Here is an 18,426-nt window from a genome sequence, read left to right as displayed (position 1 = left end):
CGATGAGTTCGGTCCTGAACCCCACCCTGCTGGGTGTTTTTATACCCACTTTCTTTTTTGTCTCGGTGACACCGGGCATGTGTATGACCCTCTCCATGACCCTGGGCATGACCATCGGCGTCCGGCGGACATTCTGGATGATGGCGGGTGAACTGCTCGGTGTGGGCCTGGTGGCCGCCGCGGCGGTCATCGGTGTGGCCACCCTGATGTTGCGCTACCCGATGTTGTTTGAGTTGTTCAAATATGTCGGCGGCGCCTATCTGATCTATCTCGGTATCCAGATGTGGCGTTCCCGCGGCAAGCTGTCGATTGATCTTGATTGTCCCCGGCATGACAGCGCCACCGGGATGGCTCTGGCGATGCAGGGGTTCGTGACGGCGGTTGCCAATCCCAAGGGCTGGGCTTTCTTTATCTCCCTGCTGCCGCCCTTTATCAATGATCAGCAGCCAATGCTTCCCCAGCTCACCCTGTTGTTGGGTCTGATCCTGTTGATTGAGTTCGGCTGTCTGGTGCTCTATGCCAGTGGCGGCCGGACCCTGAGCCTGTTTTTGCAGCAACGTGGCAACGTGCGCCTGCTCAACCGGCTGGCGGGCACCCTGATGATGGGGGTGGGACTCTGGCTGGCATTGGGTTGATGATGGAAGTGGAATCCCAACCAGGATTCATACCAACGGGAAGTGTAGATTCCATGCCGGTTGAACAATGAAGAGTCGAGCCGAACTCCTGGAGTCCCAATTCCCCGGGGCTGTGCTGCGGGGAGATCTGCCTGAACCGGTGGCGGCTCTGCAGCCTGTCGATGTTGGATTGACGCCAACGGATCTGGTGGACCTGTTCGAGAGCCAGCTGATGAGCCGGCATCTTGATTACCAGTCACGCCGGCTGCGTGCCAGAAATGAGAGCTTCTATACCATCGGCAGTGCCGGCCATGAGGGCAATGCGGTACTCGGCAAACTGTTCCGTATTACCGACATGGCGTTTCTGCATTACCGCAGTGGTGCCCTGCTGATCCAGCGCAGCAAACAGCGGCCCGGTGAGACACCGCTGTATGACATGCTGCTCTCCTTTGCCGCTTCGCGGGAAGACCCGATCTCCGGCGGACGACACAAGGTGCTGGGCAGCAAGACCCTGCTGGTGCCACCCCAGACCAGCACCATCGCCTCCCATCTGCCCAAGGCGATGGGAGCGGCCCATGCCCTGGGTCTGGCGCGGGTACTGGAACCGGACGGTCCGGCCCTACCGAGGGACAGTGTCATTCTGTGCAACTTCGGAGATGCCTCGGCCAATCACTCCACCGCCCAGGGGGCGATCAACGCGGCGGGCTGGGCGGCCTACCAAAACTCACCCATGCCGATCGTGTTTGTCTGTGAAGACAATGGTATCGGTATCTCCACCAGCACCCCCAGGGGTTGGATTCACGCCAGCTTTTGCGGCCGTGCCGGTCTGCACTATCTCTATTGTGACGGTACCGATCTGCTGGATACCGCCCGGGGTGTGCGGGCAGCGGTGGATTATGCGCGCCGTTTCCGCAAGCCGGTGTTTCTGCATATGCGGGTGATTCGTCTGCTGGGGCATGCCGGCTCGGATACCGAAACAGGTTATCGCACACTGCAACAAGTGGAGGCGGATGAGCGGCAGGACCCGCTGCTGCACTCGGCGCGTATCCTGCTGGAGCAGGGCATCCTCGGTGCCGATGAGATCTGTGGATTAAACGCACAGATTGCGCAACGGGTGGCCCGTATCGCCGAACATGCAATCTTGCGGCCCAAGCTGCGGAGTGCCGCCGAGGTGATGGCGCCGATTGCGCCGCCACACCGGACATTCCCCCCGGCCCCGCCGGCCGATAGCGCCGCCCGCGAGGCAATGCTGGGCCAGGAGCGGCGCCAGTTGCACAAGCCGCAGAATATGGCGCGGCTGATCAATCTGGCGCTGGCCGATATTCTGCTCCAGTACCGCAACAGCGTGGTGTGTGGTGAGGATGTGGGCAGGAAGGGGGGCGTCTACAGCGTCACTACCGGACTGCTGGAGAAGTTTGGTCCGCACCGGGTGATCAATACCCTGCTGGACGAGCAGAGCATCCTCGGGCTGGCCATCGGCCTGGGCCAGCTCGGTTATCTGCCGATACCGGAGATCCAGTTTCTCGCCTATGTGCACAATGCCGAGGATCAGATTCGCGGTGAGGCGGCGACTCTCTCATTCTTTTCCAACGGCCAGTTCAGTAATCCGATGGTGGTACGGATCGCCGGCCTGGCCTACCAAAAGGGATTTGGCGGTCACTTCCATAATGACAACTCGCTGGCGCTGTTCCGGGATATTCCCGGCCTGGTGATTGCCTGCCCTTCGAACGGCGCGGACGCGGTGCAGATGCTGCGCAGCTGCGTGGCACTGGCGCGGGAGCAGCGCCGCGTGGTGATCTTCATCGAGCCGATAGCCCTCTACATGACCCGGGATCTGTACCAGTCCGGTGATGAGCGCTGGACCGCCGAGTATGCAGCGCCCGGCGAAGGGATGCCGATAGCCGTGGGTGAGTTTGGCTGCCATGGCAATGGCACTGATCTCTGTATCATCAGTTATGGCAACGGCTACTATCTCTCCCGACAGGCGGCCCATGAGCTGACCCAGGGCCACGGGATTGACCTGCGGGTGATCGATCTGCGCTGGCTGGCACCGCTGGACGAGGCGGCGTTAATCGAGATGGTTGCGCCCTGCAGGCGGGTGCTGGTGGTGGATGAGTGTCGTCGCACCGGCTCCATCAGTGAGGCTGTTGTCACCCTGTTGACCGAGCGCGCACCGGGACGGCACCGGATCGCCCGGGTGACTGCCGAGGACAGTTTTATCCCGCTGGCCGAGGCGGCCCATCTGGTGTTGCCGGATAAACAGCAGATCATCAAGGCCGCACGTGCGCTGATCGACGGGGCGCCGATATGAAACAGACTGCCGTGGTGATCTGCCCGGGGCGTGGCAGCTACAACCGGGAAGAGCTGGGTTATCTGGCGAGGTATCATGCGGATAAGTCGGCGTTCCTCGCGGGGATTGACCGGTATCGCCGGCTGTGTGGGCAGGTAGCGATTACAGAGCTGGATGGGCTCTCCCGCTATTCGCCCAGTCAGCATGGCGCCGGTGAGAACGCCTCGGCGCTGATCTATGCCTGTGCCCTGGCCGATTTTACCGATATTGACCGGGAACATTACGAGATCGTCGCGGTTACCGGTAACTCCATGGGTTGGTATCTGGCCCTGGCGGCGGCCGGCGCGCTCGACCAACAGGCGGCCATCGCCCTGGTCAACACCATGGGATCGATGATGCGGGATGGCCTGATCGGCGGGCAACTGGTCTATCCGGTGGTGGATGAAAACTGGCGACCTGATTCCGCGGCTAAAGCGAACCTTGCCGCGCAGATGGAACGGGTCAACCGGCTACCCGGCCGCCAGGCCTATCTCTCCATTGATCTGGGAGGACTCTGGGTGATCGGTGCCAATACGGCGGCTATCGACGCGCTCAAGAGCTCCCTGCCGCCCATCGATGATCGCTATCCCATGCTGCTGGCCAAGCACGCGGCCTTCCATACCCCGTTGCTCCAGTCGGTAGCGCAAAAGGCTCGGGAGCTGTTGTCCCCCGATCTGTTTGGGCGGCCCGGGTTGCCCCTGATCGACGGCCGGGGGCATATCTGGCAACCCCTGGCGACCGATACCCTGGCACTGTATGAATACACTCTGGGCCATCAGGTGGTGGCCCCGTTTGATTTCTCTGCCGCGGTCGAGGTGGCGATCAAGGAGTTTGCCCCGGACCGGCTGATCCTGCTTGGACCGGGCAGCAGCCTGGGAGCGCCCGTCGGTCAGGCGTTGATAAGGCACCGCTGGCTGGGGCTGGAGGACAAGCCGGGATTCAAGCGGCGCCAGGCGGATGATCCTTTCCTGCTGGCGATGGGTCAGGAGGATCAAAGGTCACGGGTGGTGCGCCAAGGATGAAAGGCCTTCTTGTCAATGCCCCGCATAAGCGGGGCAAACAGCCGGTCTGACTATCAGGGCCTTACATAGGCGTAGCCCCGCTCCTGCAGTTCCATCAGCCGCAGCACGCCGGCCTCCACCACAGTGACACCTTCCAGCAATGCCGGCATTTTACCGGTCTTCTTTTCTATCCCTTTCATGGTGTTGCCGCAGGCACTGAACTGGATATCCTGCATGGCCAGGCTGGTAATCCGCTGGCCCTCCTTGGAGTTGCTGGTGAGCATGCCGAGACCGGGTCCGTAGGCGACGATCTCGATCTGCACATTATCCTGGCCCAGCGCCTTCTGCAGATTGACGGCGTTGTTCAGGGCAATGGTCTGGGTGCGGGGGTCATCGGTACTGACCTGGATTACTACCTTGTGCGGGGCGCCTTCTGCCGCCAGCAGGGTCTGTCCGGTGAACAGGCCGAAAAACAGCAGCAGGGCCATCAGGCTGTGGTTGATTGTTTTCATTGATTATCCTCTCTTTGGTTTGATGCCTGCAGCAGCGGTTTTTTTTGATATCGGCCGCTTTGTTGCAGATGGGTTGCAAGGATCTGATTCACTGTTCAGACCTTGATATAGGCCCAGCCGGTCTGCTGGCGCCGGGTGATATAGGCGACCCCGGAGCGGATGATCACCGCCTCGGGCAGTATCTGGATCTGCTCACCGGTCGCTTTGGTCAGGCGTTCCAGGGTGCTGCCGCAGGCCGCAAAGACCAGGTTCGGGTAGGTCTCACTCAGTTGGCGGATACGCTCAGGGAAGGGCGAACGATTCCGTTGCATCAGACGCAATCCCTGGTTATTGGCCACTACCTCGAGACGCAGCGGTCTGCCGCTGGCACGATGCTCCTTCAGTACCAGCTCCACCTGGTCCAGCAGCAGGGCGGCATCATCCCGGTTGTCACTGCTGATATGGAATACCACCCGGGTCTGGGTTTGCTGCATCCGGTCCAGCGAGGCCAGTGGTTTCTGTGCCGATGTCGCCCCGGAGGGTGCCTGGTCGGTCATGCTGTGAACGGCAAACAGGGAGAGCGCGCCCATTGCTGCCGCTGCCAGGTAGCGGGTGAAGCCCCCGCCGGTCCAGGCACGGGTCTGCTGGCGGGATGGCTGCCCGGTGAGTGGGTAGGCTGCACGGGTGAGTGCCTTCAGGTACTGCAGCTGTACGAGACGGCTGCGCAGGGGATCTGAGTCAGCCGCAGCCTGCAGTATCTCAAGCTGCTCGGCCTGGGACAGCTCATGATCAATAAAGGCATTCAGCTGTTCATCACTGAAGTGAAGTTCACTCATTTCACACGCTCCAGGAATGGCCGGTTGCCGGGCTTATTGCCGTGGGCAGGCGTTATCAGTTGTTTCAGGTTCTGCCTGGCTCGGCTTAGTCGGCTCATTACGGTGCCGACCGGGATGTCCAGAATATCGGCCACTTCGGTATAGCTGCAGGCCTCCAGATCAACCAGCATCAGCACCTCGCGCTGATCCGGCGTCAGCCGGCCGATGGCCTGTCGTACCTGGTTGGTGGTCTGTTGTTGCGCCAGCTGTTCATCGGCGCTGGAAAGGGATTGATCGATACACTCTTCGAATTGATCGGCCGGTTTATGACGTCGGCAGTGATCCCGGAAACAGTTGGCCAGTATGGAAAAGACCCACCCCTCCAGCGCCTTGTCATCCTTGAGTGTATCCAGTCGGGAGAGGGCCCGGGCCAGCGCTTCCTGTGACAGATCTTCCGCCAGGCTCTGCTCACCGCACCAGGCCAGCGCCAGCCGCCGGAGCCGGGGACTCAGTGCCGCCAGGCGCTGTCGGTTTTTACTCGCTGTACGCCATGTGGTGAACATGAAGCCTGGTCCTTTTTTTCGCCATTGTGGGTAGGACGCGGTAGCCGGTGGATTTATTCCATGTTTTTCAGGACGCTGAAAATCCCAACAGTTGCCGGCCATTGAGGCGGAGATTGTTGGCATAACCTGTGCGTTGCTACGGGCCCGCGCCCGAGGGCTACTCCCGGAACCGCTTGAACGAGCCAACGGCGCCATCGAACTGCTGACTCCCGTCGCCCGCGGCCGCTTCACCGCGGGCCAGCGCGCGCTCGAATGCTTCGAAGTCGTGGATCGGTGCCTCGCAGTGGGAGCCGTGACAGAGATAGGCGATGCAGCCGTCGCCCGCCGACTTGATGCCCAGTGCCTCCGGCAGATCGCTGGCCGAGCTGGGTATGGCGAAGCTGATCCGGCGTGGGGCATAGTGCTGATTCGCCCGCTTGAACCAGGGTTGCAAGGCCGCCTCATCGCCGCGCAGGATAATCACCTCGGTGGGGTTGATCAGCTCATCCAGCGCCTTGAGCATGGTGCAGTAGGCGTGGGGGATCTGTTTCAGGTGCTCCCAGGTGCAGTGCAGGGTGCGCTCGGCTGCATGCAGGTAATGCGTCTCGCCCAGCAGGTGGCCGAGACGGGTCAACACGGACGCGGCAACACCGTTGCCGGCCGGAATCGATTCATCGCCAAATGGCTTGGGACGGTAGATCAGCGTCTCATGGTCATTAGAGGTGAAGAAGAAGCCACCTTGTTGCTTGTCTTCAAACCGCTCCAGCATGATATCGGTAAGTTCGGTGGCGAATGCCAGCAGCCGGCTGTCCCACTGAGCCTGCAACAGCTCCAGCAGGGCGTCGATCAGGTTGGCGTAATCATCCAGATAACCGTTCAGATTGGCCTGGCCATCCTTGCAGGAGACCAGCAGGTGCCGGTCGCGCCACAACTGCTGCTGAATGAATTCCACCGCCCGGCGGGCCGAGTTGATCAGCGTCGGCTCGTCCAGCAGCCGTCCGGCCCGTGCCAGCCCTTTGATCATCAGGGCGTTCCAGGTGGTGAGGATCTTCTCGTCACGCCCGGGGCGTACCCGTTTTTCCCGCTGTTTGAGCAGTTTCTGGCGCGCCTGCTCCAGTAGCTGCCGCGCCTGCTCCGAGCTGCTGCCCAGTTCGCTGTTCAAGGTGGCGACATCGGTATAGCCGTGCAGATGCCACAGGCCTTCAAAATTAGGCTCCTGGTCCAGGCCGTAATAGCGGCTGAAATGACGGTATTCATCCTCACTCAGCAGCTGCTTGATTTCGCTCCGGTCCCAGGCGTAGAAGCGTCCTTCATGGCCCTCGCTGTCGGCGTCCAGGGAGGAGTAGAAGCCCCCCTCGGGGGATTGCATCTCGGTCATCACCCAGCGGGCGGTGTTCAGCGCCGTCTCCCGGAATAGCGGTTTGCCGGTGGCCTGCCAGAGGTCGGTATAGAGGCTGAGCAGTGGCCCGTTGTCATACAGCATCTTCTCGAAGTGGGGGATCATCCATCGGCTGTCCACCGAGTAGCGGCAGAAACCGCCGGCGAGCTGGTCGTTGATGCCGCCGAGTGCCATTCGGGTCAGGGTGAAGTCCACCATGTAGAGAGAGCGGGGATCGCTGGTGCCGGTGGCCGCCCAGTGCCTGAGCAACTGCTCCAGGCTGCTGGGGTGGGGAAACTTCGGTGCGCTGCCAAAGCCGCCGTAGCTCTCGTCAAAACTGCTCGCCAACTGCTGGCGGGCGGTCTCCAGTGGTGCCGAATCGAGTGGCACGGCCTTGCCGGGAGCAATCGGATCGAGTTGATTGATGGCGCGGATCAGTGCCTTGTTCTGTGCCTGGATGTCTTCCCGTTGTTGATGATAGGCGTTGGCGATGTTGTGCAGGATCTCGCTGAACGACGGCATGCCCTGGCGCGGCTCCCGCGGGAAGTAAGTGCCGGCAAAGAATGGTGTCTGGTCATCCGGGGTCAGGAATACCGTGAGCGGCCAGCCGCCGGGACGCTGGGCCAGCAATTGATGGGCTGACTGATAGACCCGGTCCAGGTCGGGCCGCTCCTCCCGGTCCACCTTGATGTTGACGAACAGCCGGTTCATCACCTCGGCGGTGGCATCGTCCTCAAAGGATTCATGGGCCATCACATGGCACCAGTGGCAGGCGGAGTAGCCGATGGAGAGCAGGATCGGTTTGTCCTCCTGGCGGGCTTTTTTCAGTGCCTCCTCGCCCCAGGGATACCACTCCACCGGGTTGTCGGCATGTTGTTGCAGATAGGGGCTGGTGCAATCGCTCAGACGGTTTGCAGGCATGTGATTTCCTGTAGTGCTCTGTTTTGCGCAGATGGCGGGTTTGGCTGAAACATTCGCGAATGTTTTCAGGGATCATGACAGAAACTATAGCTGCATCAACGGGCAATTCCCGATGGAATTGCCCGGGATGCGGGCATGTCCCGGTGTGGGGTGTGGTTATATCCGGCCGCCTGAAGCCAATCAGTTACCCATTACCTACCACTTCAGATTGAGCGGATTGTCCGGGTTGATACCATCCATAAACGGCAGTCGCCGGTCGCTGTGGGTGATCTGGTAGACCAGGCCCATCCAGTTGCCCACAATTCCCTCGGCGGTATCGTGCCAGGTGTTGTCCAGATCCGCCGCGATCAGCGGTTCCGGGAACTCCGGGGGCTCGGTGCCATCCAGCAGGGCGCGTTCCAGATAGAGCTGATACTCATTGAAAATAGCCTGTACCCGTGGCATGAAGTAGTTGTCCGGAAACGGGGGGTAGCTTTTTCGTTTGCCGGCCGCAAACAGCAGCACCTCGCGTTTGTACTCCTTGAGCAGGCTGATGGTTTCGTACTCCGGATGCCCCTGGAAATAGACCATGCGGAAGCCGTCCTTGCTGACCGCCAGATGTACTCCGGCTACTTCACTCTCGGCCAGGATGTGTAGGCCGGCATCTTCAAACTGCTGGCGTGATATCTCGTTGAAACGGGAGTGGGGTACGTCAAAGCGGGTATTGACGTCGTTCACCAGCGGATGGACCCGATCCATTACCCGGTGCGGGAAGACCCCCCAGCGCTTGAATCCCAGGGGTTTGCGTTTGGTGGCGTGGCGCGCCTCCAGCACCGCGTGGGTAGCCAGGCAGGAGCAGAGGGTTGAGGTGACATTTTCATAGGCCCACTCCACCACCCGCTCCAGCGGCTCCCAGAACGGCTCATCGGCGAGGTTGGGATGGACCGGCGTGGCACCGGTAATGATCAGGGCATCCAGGCCGTCCGCCTGGATCTTCTCCAGTGGCTCATAGTACTGGTCAATATGTTTGCGGGCCTTTTCCCCCCGGGGCAGCTCGTCCAGGGTAAAGGGGTGTACATAGAACTGGGCGATCGGATTGCTCTCGCCGATCAGCTGGAAGAATTGTCGCTCGGTGGGCTCCAGGGCGCCATCCGGCATCATGTTCAGCAGGCCGATGTGCAGCTCGCGGATATCCTGATGTTGCGCCCGGTCCGGCTCCAGTACGGTCTGGCCGGATTTTCTCAGACGCTCAAAGGTGGGCAGATTGTTGTGTGATACCAGTGGCATGACGGCTCCGGGTCAGTCCCATTGTTTACGTGAAATGGCCAGCTCCAGCAGGGCCAGGAAATCGGCCTCATCCCGTACCTGGTTCACCTCCAGGGAGGTGACGGTGTAGCCGAGGGGGCGGGCAATCGCCTCATAGTGCGGGATGCGGGAGTGGAACAGGTGCGGGAAAACCCAGCGGGTGAAATCGTCCGGGTCCATCTGTGCCGCATACTGCAGTCCCCGTTCCTGGAGATAGGTCTGCACCTGCCGCTGCAGGAACGCGGGGCGGAAATAGAGTGGCTTGGGATCATCCTGGGCGCGCCGGATCAGCTCCGCCTCTTCATCCTCCCCGGTGGCCTGGATATAGAGGATCAGACTGTGCTCCGCCAGCAGCTCGATAATGCCGGGCTCCTCCATGTCGCAGAGGCTGCCACCCACATCATTGACGAAGTGCTGGTAGCCGTAAATCTCCCGCGCCTTGCGGATGAATTCGGGGACATCCCGCATGGCGTTGATCTCGGCCTGGCGATACAACGCCTGGCGCTGTTGGAACGCGCCCAGCGGCACTCCACCCAGTTCCGGATTCCCCAGCTTGCCGACATAAGAGAGCACCGGCCCCAGGTCGTCTACCTTGATGTTGTTGCGAATATAGATCCAGTCCTTGCGCAACAGCTCCTTCAGGAAGGGTATCCGCATCGCCTCCTGCTTGATGCTGTCGAGGATCGTTTCATCCAGATAACGGGTGCCGATGCGGTAGTCGCCGGAGTAGTGAAACCAGTTATAGCGGCGCATGGTCTTGGAGAGGTGGGTCTTGCCCACGCCGGACATGCCCAGCAGGGTGATGCTCTTGTTCTTCCAGGCGCGGAACTGTTGCAGACTCAACTTCACGACTTGCAGCCTTCTCTATAAGTGTTGGTGATCTTCAGGCGGCTTAATATAACCGAAATCAGCGCCGGACGTCCCTGCGCTCTCCTAATCCGGCCATAAAAGGGAGTATCAGCAGCAGCAGACAGATCAGGATCACCCCCTGCCAGCCCCACTGGGTATAGGCAAAGCCACTGCCGGTGATGCCGATCCAGCCGCCCACGTAGTAGAAAAGTACGTAGAGGGCGTTGGCGCGGCCCTGGCCGCCGGTGAGGCGCCGGTTCAGGGAGCCGACGGCGGCGGCGTGCACGGCAAAGAAGCCGGCACAGAGACCCAGCAGTCCGAGGATGATCGCGACAATAGAGGGCAGCAGGGTCAGTGCCACCGAGGAACCCAGCAGCAGGGTGCCGCCGATCAGGGTGTTGCCACTGCCGATGCGGTTGCTGATTCGACCCGACAGCGGCCCCATGAAGATCCCCATCACATAGACCAGGTAGAGCAGGGTGATCAGCTCGGTGGAGAAGGAGAAGGGTTCGGCCGCCAGCCGGAATGGCAGGTAGTTGAACACCGATGAAAAGATGAAGAAACCGCCGGCCGCCGCCAGGTAGATGCGTACCAGTTCCCAGCGCCGCAGCAGGCTGAGAAAGCGCGGCTGTTCACGGGCGATGTTATCCACCTTCGGCTGCCGCGGCAGTTGCTTCAGCGCCAGAAAGGTAGCCACCAGGATCAGCACGGCGGCAGAGACAAAGGCGTAGCGCCAGTGCAGCGGCGGGTGGATCCAGCCGCCAAGCAGGCGACCGCCCAGTCCGCCGACCACGGTGGCCGAGACATAGGCACCCATCACCACATTGAGCCGCTCGATCGGCAGGGTCTTGGCCAGGTAGGCGGCGATACAGGTGGTCAGGGCGGGTATAAACAGACCCTGCAGAAAACGGGCGCCGATCAGAAGCCAGAGGTTGTCGGTCACGGCGCAGATCAGGCCACCCAGCGCCACGGCAATGCCACCGGTGAGGATGATGGGCTGGATCGGCAGGCGGTCCGCCAGCACCCCGAACGGCAGATTGGCCAGGGCGATACCGAGAATCACGGCGGCAACGGTGAAGGAGACCTGCAGGGTGGTGGCCGCAAACTCGGCCTGCAGCACCGGCAGTACCGGCTGGGTCAGATAGATGTTGGTAAAGGAGGCGGCAACCAGGGTGAAGACCACCAGCTGCAGGCGCAGATGTGAGCGTTCACTCATTCAGGTACAGCCACCACAGCTGCCACAGCGCCAGTCACTGCCATTGACCGCCTGGAAAAACCAGCGGGCGTGCTGTTCGTCGATCGGGATATCGTTGGCGATGAACAGGTCGCTGAGCCAGTCGATGTTCTCCAGCACCCAGTCATCCTCTTCCAGGCCCTCGGCAAACTCCGGGTCGTCGGGATAGAGAAAGGAGTAAATGCCATAGGTGCCCATATCCTCTTCGCTGCGGGGGGCGGGGATCTGCAGGGGGCGGCCCTGGTAGCTGATCTCCCAGCGACCGAGGCAGATCAGGTGGCCCTGTTCACTCCAGGCGGCGGTAAACGGATTACTCATGGTGGTCAGGTATCGATAAAGCCCGGCGGATTCGGTCAGGATCACCCGCCAGTCCTCGGCGGGTGAAGGGGGTATTATAGTCGATCCGGGGGGGCGGTTTGTAGTTCGGATCGGACTTTTTCGATCGCCGCCAGGCGTCGCCGGGTCACCCAGCCGGCACCCATGAACAGCCGGTAGAGCAGCGGCACGACGAACAGGGTCAGCACGGTGGATACGGCCAGTCCCCAGACAATGGCGGTGGCGACCGGTCCCCACATCAGCGAGGCACCGCCCAGTCCGGTGGCCAGGGAGAAGAGCCCGGCGATGGTGGTCATGGAGGTGATCAGGATCGGGATCACCCGGCGGCGTGCGGCATACAGAGTGGCGTGCAACACGCTCATGCCCCGCTCCAGTCGCTCGTTGGCGGCGGAGATCAGTACGATGGCGGCATTGACCGCGATACCGGCCAGGGCCACCACGCCGTAGAGGGTGAACAGGCTCAACGGGTTGGCGGTAATGACCAGTCCGATCACCACACCGGTAAAGGCCATGGGAACGGTGGCCAGGATCATCAGCGGCTGGAAATAGCTCTTGAACTGGGTGCCGAGGATCAGATACATCAGCCCGACGCCGAACAGGAACAGTACCGCAATGGCGTCCAGGCTCTCCTGGATATCGTCCAGCTCGCCGGAGAAGTCCAGGTCGATGCTGGGATAGCGCTCAGCGATCAGGTCCCACGCCTCCTGGATCTGCCGGTTCGCGGTGATCGTGTCCGTCCGGGCCTTGTCCAGGTCCGCCTCCACCGTTATGGTGCGGCGGAAATTGTAGTGGCGGATGCTGTTGTTGCTCGGTCCGGTGGTGCTGTGTACCAGCTCCTTCAATGCGATCCGCCCGCCGTTCGGCAGGGGCAGGGTGTAGTTGCCCGGCTCGCCGATGGTGGCGAGGGTGCGCGGCAGGGCGCGTACCCGCACCTCCAGCTCCTCGCCCCGGTCCTGCATTTTGCTGACAATCTCGCCATCCACCAGCAGACGCAGGGTGCGGGTTACCTCGGCCGGGCTGATGCCGGCGCGACGGGCGGCGTCCTGGTTCACCCGCAGCGCCAGTTCCATCTGCCCCTGGCTGTCGTCATCGGTGATATCACGGATGGCCGGGTTCTGCCTCAGGATTGATTTCAGTTCCCGCACTGCTGCACGGATGGTTTCGGTGTCGTCTCCGCGCACCTTGACCTGGATCGGTTTCGAGGTGGGCGGGCCGCCGGCCAGCCGCAGGAAGGAGATCTTGTCCGGTCCGGCGGTGGCCTCGATGTCGGCGCGCATGGACTCGATCATCTCGTCCACGCTGCGCAGGTTATCAGTCTTCGGATTCAACGCCACCAGCACCTGTCCGTAGTGATCGCCGAAAAAGGGGGCGGTCTCGGTAAACAGCTGACCGGCATAGCTGAGGATATTACGGGTCTCGCCCGGCTGGATGTGCTGGCGGATTTTCCGCTCCACCTGCAGCACCTTGTCGCGGGTGAGCTCCAGCGGGGTGCCGGCCGGCATCTCCAGGCTGACGTAGAACAGCCGGATCGGGTCGGTGGCGAAGAAGTCGATCTTGACCAGTCCATTGGCGGTTGCCGCAACGGCGGCGATAAACATCATCAGCACACAGAACAGGATGATCTTCGGCCAGTGCAGCGCACGCACCAGCAGCTTGGTGTATTTGATGCGAATCCAGTGCAGCGCCTCGGTGCGCCAGCGCTGTATCCGCGAGGGGTTTTCGAAGTGCACATTGGCCCCGAGCATGTGGGCCGGCAGCATCCAGTAGGCCTCGATCAGGCTGATCGCCAGCGCGATGGTCACCACCAGCGGGATGATCAGCATGAACTTGCCGAGGATGCCGGGTAGCAGCATCAACGGCAGAAAGGCCGCCATGGTGGTCAGCACGGCGGTGGTGACCGGGGCGAACACCTCCTTGAGGGCCTCCAGGGTGGCGGGCAGTACCGCCATGCCCCGCTGCAGCCGGTAGTAGATGGACTCCACCACCACCACGGCGTCGTCCACCAGCATGCCGAGACTGATCACCACCCCCAGCAGCACACTGACATTGAGGGTCTGGTCCAGTGCGTTGAGCACCAGGAAGGTGCCGGCCAGAATGAACGGGATGCCGATGGTGGTGAGCAGGGAGATGCGGCCGCCGAGAAACAGCCAGGCAACAAACAGCACCATGATCAGGCCCAGCAGGGCATTGGTCTGCATGATGTTGAGGGCGTTGCGGGTGATCTCGGTCTGGTCGTCGATCAGCACCACCTCGACGCCGGTCTTGTCCTGGAAGCGGTTGCGCTCCGCGGCATAATCGGCGATTTTCTGTACCAGTTCGAGGGTGTTGGCGCTCTCCTTCTTGGTGATCGCCAGCATTACCGCCGGCTGGCCCCGATAGAACACCGCCTTGTCCTGTTTCTCCCGCGCCCGCACCACCTGTGCCAGATCGCCCAGTGGTACCTCGCCGCTGACACCTGCCACCGGCAGGGCGGCCAGGTAGCCGGGGTCACTGTCCTGGCCGATAATACGCACCAGCCAGTTCTGGTCGTTCACCCGGGCGCTGCCGGCGGCCAGATCCTGGAAGCTGCGGGTGACCGTATCCGCCAGCTGTCCGGGGGTAATGCCGGCGGCTTCCAGGCGTTCCGGATAGAAGTTGATCTGCAGTTCGGGATCGCGCAGCGCAGTATCCAGAATGCGATCGACCCCCTTGATGCGCTCCAGGTCCTTCTTCACGTTCTCCGCCTGCCGCCGCAGGTTTTCGTCGTCCGCCGGGCCGACGATGGCCAGGGTGGCGCTGGGGAAGGCGTTGGCGGTGGTGATCTCGAACACGAACGGTGTGGTGGCATTGTCCGGCAGTTCGTCGTCCGCGTTCTGTACCTCGCGCCGCAGATCCGCCACCCGCTTGTCGAACACCTCGGGTTTGATGTCCTCGAACCGCACCAGGATGCTGGAGATGCTCTCGCGGCTGACGCTGGAGACGAACTTGATATCCGAGATGGTGCGGATCTTCTTCTCCAGCACTTCGGTGACGCGCTTTTCCACATCCGCCGCCGCAGCGCCGGGCAGTACCGTGGTGATGTCGATCCAGTTGAAATTGATGCTAGGGTCCTGCTCCCGGGGCATCAGGTTGTAGGAGAGAAAGCCCACCACCAGCACCAGACCGAACGTCAGGTTGGCCAATACATGATTACTGAAGAATCGTCCCAGCATGGTGTCGACAGCCCCTAGTTGGCCAACTCGATGGCGGCGCCATCCGACAGCGCCTGGCGCCCCTCAATGACCAGCAGGGTGTCGGCCGGCAGGTCCACCTGTGTCGGGTGTCCCTCCAATGCCTGACTTAACGGTACGAAGCGGGCCTTGCCCTGATCAACGGTAAACAGGCCCAGGGTGTCACCCCGTCTGACCGGCAGATCAGCCGGTACATAGGTCTGTTGTGATTGCCAGAGCAGACGCCCGCTACTGCCGGGCAGTGCACGCCCGTCGCTGAACTGCAGGCGGACCTCCCGGTTACGCCCGAGTGATTCGACCACCGGGACGACCTGGCGCAACCTGACAGGATAGACGCCCTGATTGGTCTCCAACAGGATTTTACCGGCCTCCTGGAGTGATGCGACCCGATCCACGGAGACCTGGGCGGAGATCTCCAGTCGCTCCAGGTCGATCAGGTGGATCAGTGGCTGCCCCGGATTGACCCACTCACCCTCGCCGGCCAGCCGCTCCCTGACCACGCCGGCAAAGGGTGCCTTGATCTCGCAGCGCTGTTGGTTCAATCGGGCTTCGGCAATGGCGGTCAGTTGTGCCTGGCGATCCGCATCGGCGATTTGCAGGTCGGCCTCCTGCTGATTGAGTCGCTCTTCGGAAACGCTGCTGGTCTTGCGTAACGACTGGGTACGCTTGATCTGGCGTTTTGCCAGCGTGACCCGGGCCTCGATACCGGCCAGTCCCGCTTCGGCCTTTCGCAGTTTGAGCTGATTGTCACGACAATCCAGCGCGGTCAACAGGGCATCCCGCTCCACCCGGTCACCCACTTGCACCGGGATTCTCAGAATAACCCCGGTTGTCTCGGCGCTGATTCGGCTCTCATTCAGGCTAAGCGTGGTGGCGGGTGCCGAGTACTCCTGATAAACGGCCACGTCACCCAGTTGGGCGGTGGTGACCTGGATGGGTCGCTCCTGGGCAATGCCGGGCAGGGTAATAAGGCACAGCATGCCCCAGAGCAGGCACCTGGCAGTGTGGTTACTGATCATGATTGTTTCGGGCTCCTCGCCGCGTCGATCTCCTTGAGCAGCGATGCGCTGCGATTCTGCATCAACCGGAGCAGTGCCCGGTTGGCGGCAATTCCGTACTCCAGGGTGAAGCGCATGCCCGGTGTGAGGGTCTGGCACTCATTGCTGATTTTCTCCAGTATGGTCAGTTCAGACTGCAGGTGGGTGGTCTGTTTATCCAGTAGCGCCGCGATCTGTTCGGTCGGCAACAGATGGGCGAACATCATCAGAAACAGAAAATCACTGCGGTACTGTTCGGCCGGTTCGGCCGTCATCAAGGCCTGGAAAAAATGCGCTCGACCTGTCTTGGTGAGAGTGAACACCTTCTTGGTCGGCCGTTTCTCCTGGACCTCTTCATGAAAACTGACCAGCCCCTGTTCGGTCAATTTCGCCAGGGTTGGATAGATGGATCCGTAGCTGGTGGCCTGGAAATGACTGAAAGTCTGCTCTATCGCCTTCTTGATTTCATAACCGCTGGCGTCACCGAGGCTCAATATGCCGAGGCAGAGATGGCTGGTATTCATGTGAAAAAAATATATCGGACCGTTATATGTCGGGGCAATATAATTAACCGGGCGTCTGCTTGTCAAATCTGTTAATCTTGCGTGCGCGTTTTCACCTTCCGATGACACCAGGATTTCAGGCCATGAATTTTGCCCCGCTGCGATTGAAAAAAAACGAGGACCGGCGCCTGCGCGCAGGCCACTGCTGGATCTACAGCAATGAGATCGATAGCTCGATTACGCCGCTGAAAAGCCTGGAGCCGGGACAGCCGGTGGAGATCTTCAGCGACCGGGAGAAGCTGCTGGGTACCGGTTATGTCAATCCACACTCCCTGATCTGTGCAAGGCTGGTCAGCCGTGATCGCCAGCATCCGCTCAGCGGCTCGTTGATCGTGCATCGCTTGAAAGTGGCCCTGGGCCTGCGCGAGCGGCTCTATGTCAAACCCTACTATCGGCTGCTGTTTGGCGAAAGCGATGGTCTGCCGGGGCTGGTCATCGACCGGTTCGGTGATCATCTGGTGATTCAGATCACCACCGCCGGCATGGAGCGGCTGAAGGCGGAGATTCTGGCGGCGGTGGTCAAGGTGCTGCGTCCCGTCGGCGTGCTGTTTCGCAACGACTCACCGGCGCGGGAGTTGGAGGGGCTGGAACTCTATGTGGAGGATGCCCTGGGCGGCTGGCCAGAGGTGCTGGCGGTCGAAGAGCATGGCGTCCGTTTCATGGTGCCTTCCCAGGAGGGTCAGAAGACCGGATGGTTTTTTGATCAGGCGGTCAATCGGGGTCGCATGATCCCTTATATCAAGGACAGGCGGGTGCTGGATGTCTGCAGCTATATCGGCGCCTGGGGTGTGCAGGCGGCGGTGAAAGGGGCATCAGAGGTGATCTGTGTCGATGCCTCGGGCAGTGCCCTGGATGCCGTGGATCGCAATGCGCAGGAGAACGGTGTGGCGGAACGGGTGGCCGGGCTTCAGGGGGATGCCTTTGATGCCCTGCGGGAGTTACGCCAGGCCCATGAGCGGTTTGATGTAGTGCTTGTTGATCCGCCAGCCTTTATCAAGCGTAAGAAGGATACCAAGGAGGGCGTGTTGGCCTATAGGCGGCTGAATCAGTTGGCGCTTCAGGTGCTGAGCAAGGATGGTATTCTGGTCTCATCGTCCTGTTCCCATCACATGGGCGAGGAGGCTCTGCTGCACGAAATCCAGCAGGCGGCACGTCATACCGACCGTTCGCTGCAGTTGCTTGAGCGGGGCTTCCAGGCACCGGATCATCCGGTTCATCCGGCTATCCCGGAAACAGCCTACCTCAAGACCTTTTATCTGCGGGTCTTGCCCAGCTTTTAGGGAAGCTGGAATGGCCCATCCTTTTGCCTTACCTGGCGCGAGGATGGGCTTATCGATTACCCTTTCGAGGCGTGATCCATGATCTCGCGCTGGATTCTCGATTTGTGGGGTTCGGGCATGGCGTGCCATGCTTCCGCTACCGCCATCGCATCAGGTGGAAGGGATGCAGCCAACTCATCACCAAACATCAACCAGGCGGGGTTGACATCCAGTACAGCGGCAATCTGGTCTATTTTACGTGGACGCAGGCTTTTTCCATTTTCGATTTTCTGAATGACCGCCTGATTTGTGCCGGCTCTCACCGCAAGTTGCTCTTGTGTCCAGCCTTTTTCCTGGCGTCTGAAGCGCATCCGTTGACCCAGATTCCCGGGGTTTTGGGGATTCTCATTAGTCATTTTCTTCAACCTGTCGTTAGTCCAATTTTGAGTATAGCTCCCAATCGGGTGGCCGATTGCTGTTCTTGGGTCTTTTTTTCAGTCCCCTGTCACATCTTTGTCATGCCGGGTTTTCGGGGCATGACCAGCCGCCACATTTTTACTACAG

The 18,426-nt window shown here is 61.0% G+C and carries 16 protein-coding genes; 4 read left to right on the top strand and 12 right to left on the bottom strand.

Features of this window, described 5'->3' with window-relative positions; genetic code table 11:
- The first annotated feature begins 2 nt into the window (after positions 1-2).
- The 3 genes from ACHZBF_RS16020 to ACHZBF_RS16010 all read left to right on the top strand — a co-directional run bounded on the left by ACHZBF_RS16020 (position 3) and on the right by ACHZBF_RS16010 (position 3,965).
- A complete protein-coding gene (locus ACHZBF_RS16020) occupies positions 3-635 on the top strand; it encodes a LysE family translocator (RefSeq protein WP_321528985.1) in 633 nt (210 codons plus the stop codon).
- Between the two features lie 67 nt (positions 636-702).
- Positions 703-2,925, top strand: a complete 2,223-nt coding sequence (locus tag ACHZBF_RS16015; RefSeq protein WP_321528984.1) for a thiamine pyrophosphate-dependent enzyme — start codon at positions 703-705, stop codon at positions 2,923-2,925.
- Positions 2,922-3,965: an ACP S-malonyltransferase gene (locus tag ACHZBF_RS16010; protein WP_321528983.1), complete on the top strand. Its 1,044-nt coding sequence runs from the start codon at positions 2,922-2,924 to the stop codon at positions 3,963-3,965. Before ACHZBF_RS16015 ends, ACHZBF_RS16010 begins: the two co-directional genes overlap by 4 nt.
- 53 nt (positions 3,966-4,018) lie before the next feature.
- Here the strand turns inward: ACHZBF_RS16010 and ACHZBF_RS16005 are convergent, their stop codons facing one another.
- The 11 genes from ACHZBF_RS16005 to ACHZBF_RS15955 all read right to left on the bottom strand — a co-directional run bounded on the left by ACHZBF_RS16005 (position 4,019) and on the right by ACHZBF_RS15955 (position 16,564).
- Positions 4,019-4,456 carry a DsrE family protein gene (locus ACHZBF_RS16005; RefSeq protein WP_321528982.1) on the bottom strand — a complete coding sequence of 146 codons (438 nt, stop codon included), beginning with the start codon at positions 4,454-4,456 and terminating at the stop codon, positions 4,019-4,021.
- A 95-nt stretch (positions 4,457-4,551) separates the two neighbouring features.
- Positions 4,552-5,271, bottom strand: a complete 720-nt coding sequence (locus tag ACHZBF_RS16000) for a hypothetical protein (RefSeq protein ID WP_321528981.1) — start codon at positions 5,269-5,271, stop codon at positions 4,552-4,554.
- On the bottom strand, positions 5,268-5,813 hold the full coding sequence (locus ACHZBF_RS15995; RefSeq protein WP_321528980.1) for an RNA polymerase sigma factor: 546 nt from the start codon (positions 5,811-5,813) through the stop codon (positions 5,268-5,270). Before ACHZBF_RS15995 ends, ACHZBF_RS16000 begins: the two co-directional genes overlap by 4 nt.
- A 157-nt stretch (positions 5,814-5,970) precedes the next feature.
- On the bottom strand, positions 5,971-8,091 hold the full coding sequence (locus ACHZBF_RS15990; RefSeq protein ID WP_321528979.1) for a thioredoxin domain-containing protein: 2,121 nt from the start codon (positions 8,089-8,091) through the stop codon (positions 5,971-5,973).
- A gap of 195 nt (positions 8,092-8,286) precedes the next feature.
- On the bottom strand, positions 8,287-9,357 hold the full coding sequence (gene metA, locus ACHZBF_RS15985; RefSeq protein WP_288102868.1) for a homoserine O-succinyltransferase MetA: 1,071 nt from the start codon (positions 9,355-9,357) through the stop codon (positions 8,287-8,289).
- Between the two features lie 12 nt (positions 9,358-9,369).
- A complete protein-coding gene (locus tag ACHZBF_RS15980) occupies positions 9,370-10,164 on the bottom strand; it encodes an ATPase (protein ID WP_394707595.1) in 795 nt (264 codons plus the stop codon).
- Between the two features lie 118 nt (positions 10,165-10,282).
- A complete protein-coding gene (locus ACHZBF_RS15975) occupies positions 10,283-11,440 on the bottom strand; it encodes an MFS transporter (protein WP_321528978.1) in 1,158 nt (385 codons plus the stop codon).
- Complete coding sequence (locus tag ACHZBF_RS15970) at positions 11,441-11,821, bottom strand: hypothetical protein (protein ID WP_335340064.1); 381 nt, start codon at positions 11,819-11,821, stop codon at positions 11,441-11,443.
- A gap of 29 nt (positions 11,822-11,850) precedes the next feature.
- Positions 11,851-14,985: an efflux RND transporter permease subunit gene (locus tag ACHZBF_RS15965; RefSeq protein ID WP_321528977.1), complete on the bottom strand. Its 3,135-nt coding sequence runs from the start codon at positions 14,983-14,985 to the stop codon at positions 11,851-11,853.
- Between the two features lie 14 nt (positions 14,986-14,999).
- On the bottom strand, positions 15,000-16,022 hold the full coding sequence (locus ACHZBF_RS15960) for an efflux RND transporter periplasmic adaptor subunit (protein WP_321528976.1): 1,023 nt from the start codon (positions 16,020-16,022) through the stop codon (positions 15,000-15,002).
- The gene (locus tag ACHZBF_RS15955) at positions 16,019-16,564 is read right to left on the bottom strand and encodes a PadR family transcriptional regulator (protein ID WP_273440088.1); all 546 of its coding nucleotides are present in this window, start codon (positions 16,562-16,564) and stop codon (positions 16,019-16,021) included. Before ACHZBF_RS15955 ends, ACHZBF_RS15960 begins: the two co-directional genes overlap by 4 nt.
- Positions 16,565-16,686: 122 nt before the next feature.
- Between ACHZBF_RS15955 and ACHZBF_RS15950 the strand changes: the two genes are divergently transcribed.
- Positions 16,687-17,883 carry a class I SAM-dependent rRNA methyltransferase gene (locus ACHZBF_RS15950; RefSeq protein ID WP_321528975.1) on the top strand — a complete coding sequence of 399 codons (1,197 nt, stop codon included), beginning with the start codon at positions 16,687-16,689 and terminating at the stop codon, positions 17,881-17,883.
- Positions 17,884-17,939: 56 nt separating this feature from the next.
- Here the strand turns inward: ACHZBF_RS15950 and ACHZBF_RS15945 are convergent, their stop codons facing one another.
- On the bottom strand, positions 17,940-18,278 hold the full coding sequence (locus ACHZBF_RS15945; RefSeq protein WP_037376017.1) for a helix-turn-helix domain-containing protein: 339 nt from the start codon (positions 18,276-18,278) through the stop codon (positions 17,940-17,942).
- Positions 18,279-18,426: the final 148 nt, after the last annotated feature.

The sequence above is a fragment of the Sedimenticola selenatireducens genome, assembly GCF_963675335.2.
Lineage (GTDB): Bacteria > Pseudomonadota > Gammaproteobacteria > Chromatiales > Chromatiaceae > Sedimenticola > Sedimenticola selenatireducens.
Note: the sequence above shows the minus strand (reverse complement) of the source record. Positions and strands in the feature narration are given on the sequence as shown.

Coding starts and splice junctions, on each gene's coding strand:
- ACHZBF_RS15965 (WP_321528977.1), bottom strand. CDS start 14,985: ATGCTGGGACGATTCTTCAGTAATCATGTATTGGCCAACCTGACGTTC.
- ACHZBF_RS15945 (WP_037376017.1), bottom strand. CDS start 18,278: ATGACTAATGAGAATCCCCAAAACCCCGGGAATCTGGGTCAACGGATG.
- ACHZBF_RS15995 (WP_321528980.1), bottom strand. CDS start 5,813: ATGTTCACCACATGGCGTACAGCGAGTAAAAACCGACAGCGCCTGGCG.
- ACHZBF_RS16010 (WP_321528983.1), top strand. CDS start 2,922: ATGAAACAGACTGCCGTGGTGATCTGCCCGGGGCGTGGCAGCTACAAC.
- ACHZBF_RS15990 (WP_321528979.1), bottom strand. CDS start 8,091: ATGCCTGCAAACCGTCTGAGCGATTGCACCAGCCCCTATCTGCAACAA.
- ACHZBF_RS15950 (WP_321528975.1), top strand. CDS start 16,687: ATGAATTTTGCCCCGCTGCGATTGAAAAAAAACGAGGACCGGCGCCTG.
- ACHZBF_RS15975 (WP_321528978.1), bottom strand. CDS start 11,440: ATGAGTGAACGCTCACATCTGCGCCTGCAGCTGGTGGTCTTCACCCTG.
- ACHZBF_RS16000 (WP_321528981.1), bottom strand. CDS start 5,271: ATGAGTGAACTTCACTTCAGTGATGAACAGCTGAATGCCTTTATTGAT.
- metA (WP_288102868.1), bottom strand. CDS start 9,357: ATGCCACTGGTATCACACAACAATCTGCCCACCTTTGAGCGTCTGAGA.
- ACHZBF_RS15955 (WP_273440088.1), bottom strand. CDS start 16,564: ATGAATACCAGCCATCTCTGCCTCGGCATATTGAGCCTCGGTGACGCC.
- ACHZBF_RS16015 (WP_321528984.1), top strand. CDS start 703: ATGAAGAGTCGAGCCGAACTCCTGGAGTCCCAATTCCCCGGGGCTGTG.
- ACHZBF_RS15980 (WP_394707595.1), bottom strand. CDS start 10,164: ATGTCCGGCGTGGGCAAGACCCACCTCTCCAAGACCATGCGCCGCTAT.
- ACHZBF_RS16005 (WP_321528982.1), bottom strand. CDS start 4,456: ATGAAAACAATCAACCACAGCCTGATGGCCCTGCTGCTGTTTTTCGGC.
- ACHZBF_RS16020 (WP_321528985.1), top strand. CDS start 3: ATGAGTTCGGTCCTGAACCCCACCCTGCTGGGTGTTTTTATACCCACT.
- ACHZBF_RS15960 (WP_321528976.1), bottom strand. CDS start 16,022: ATGATCAGTAACCACACTGCCAGGTGCCTGCTCTGGGGCATGCTGTGC.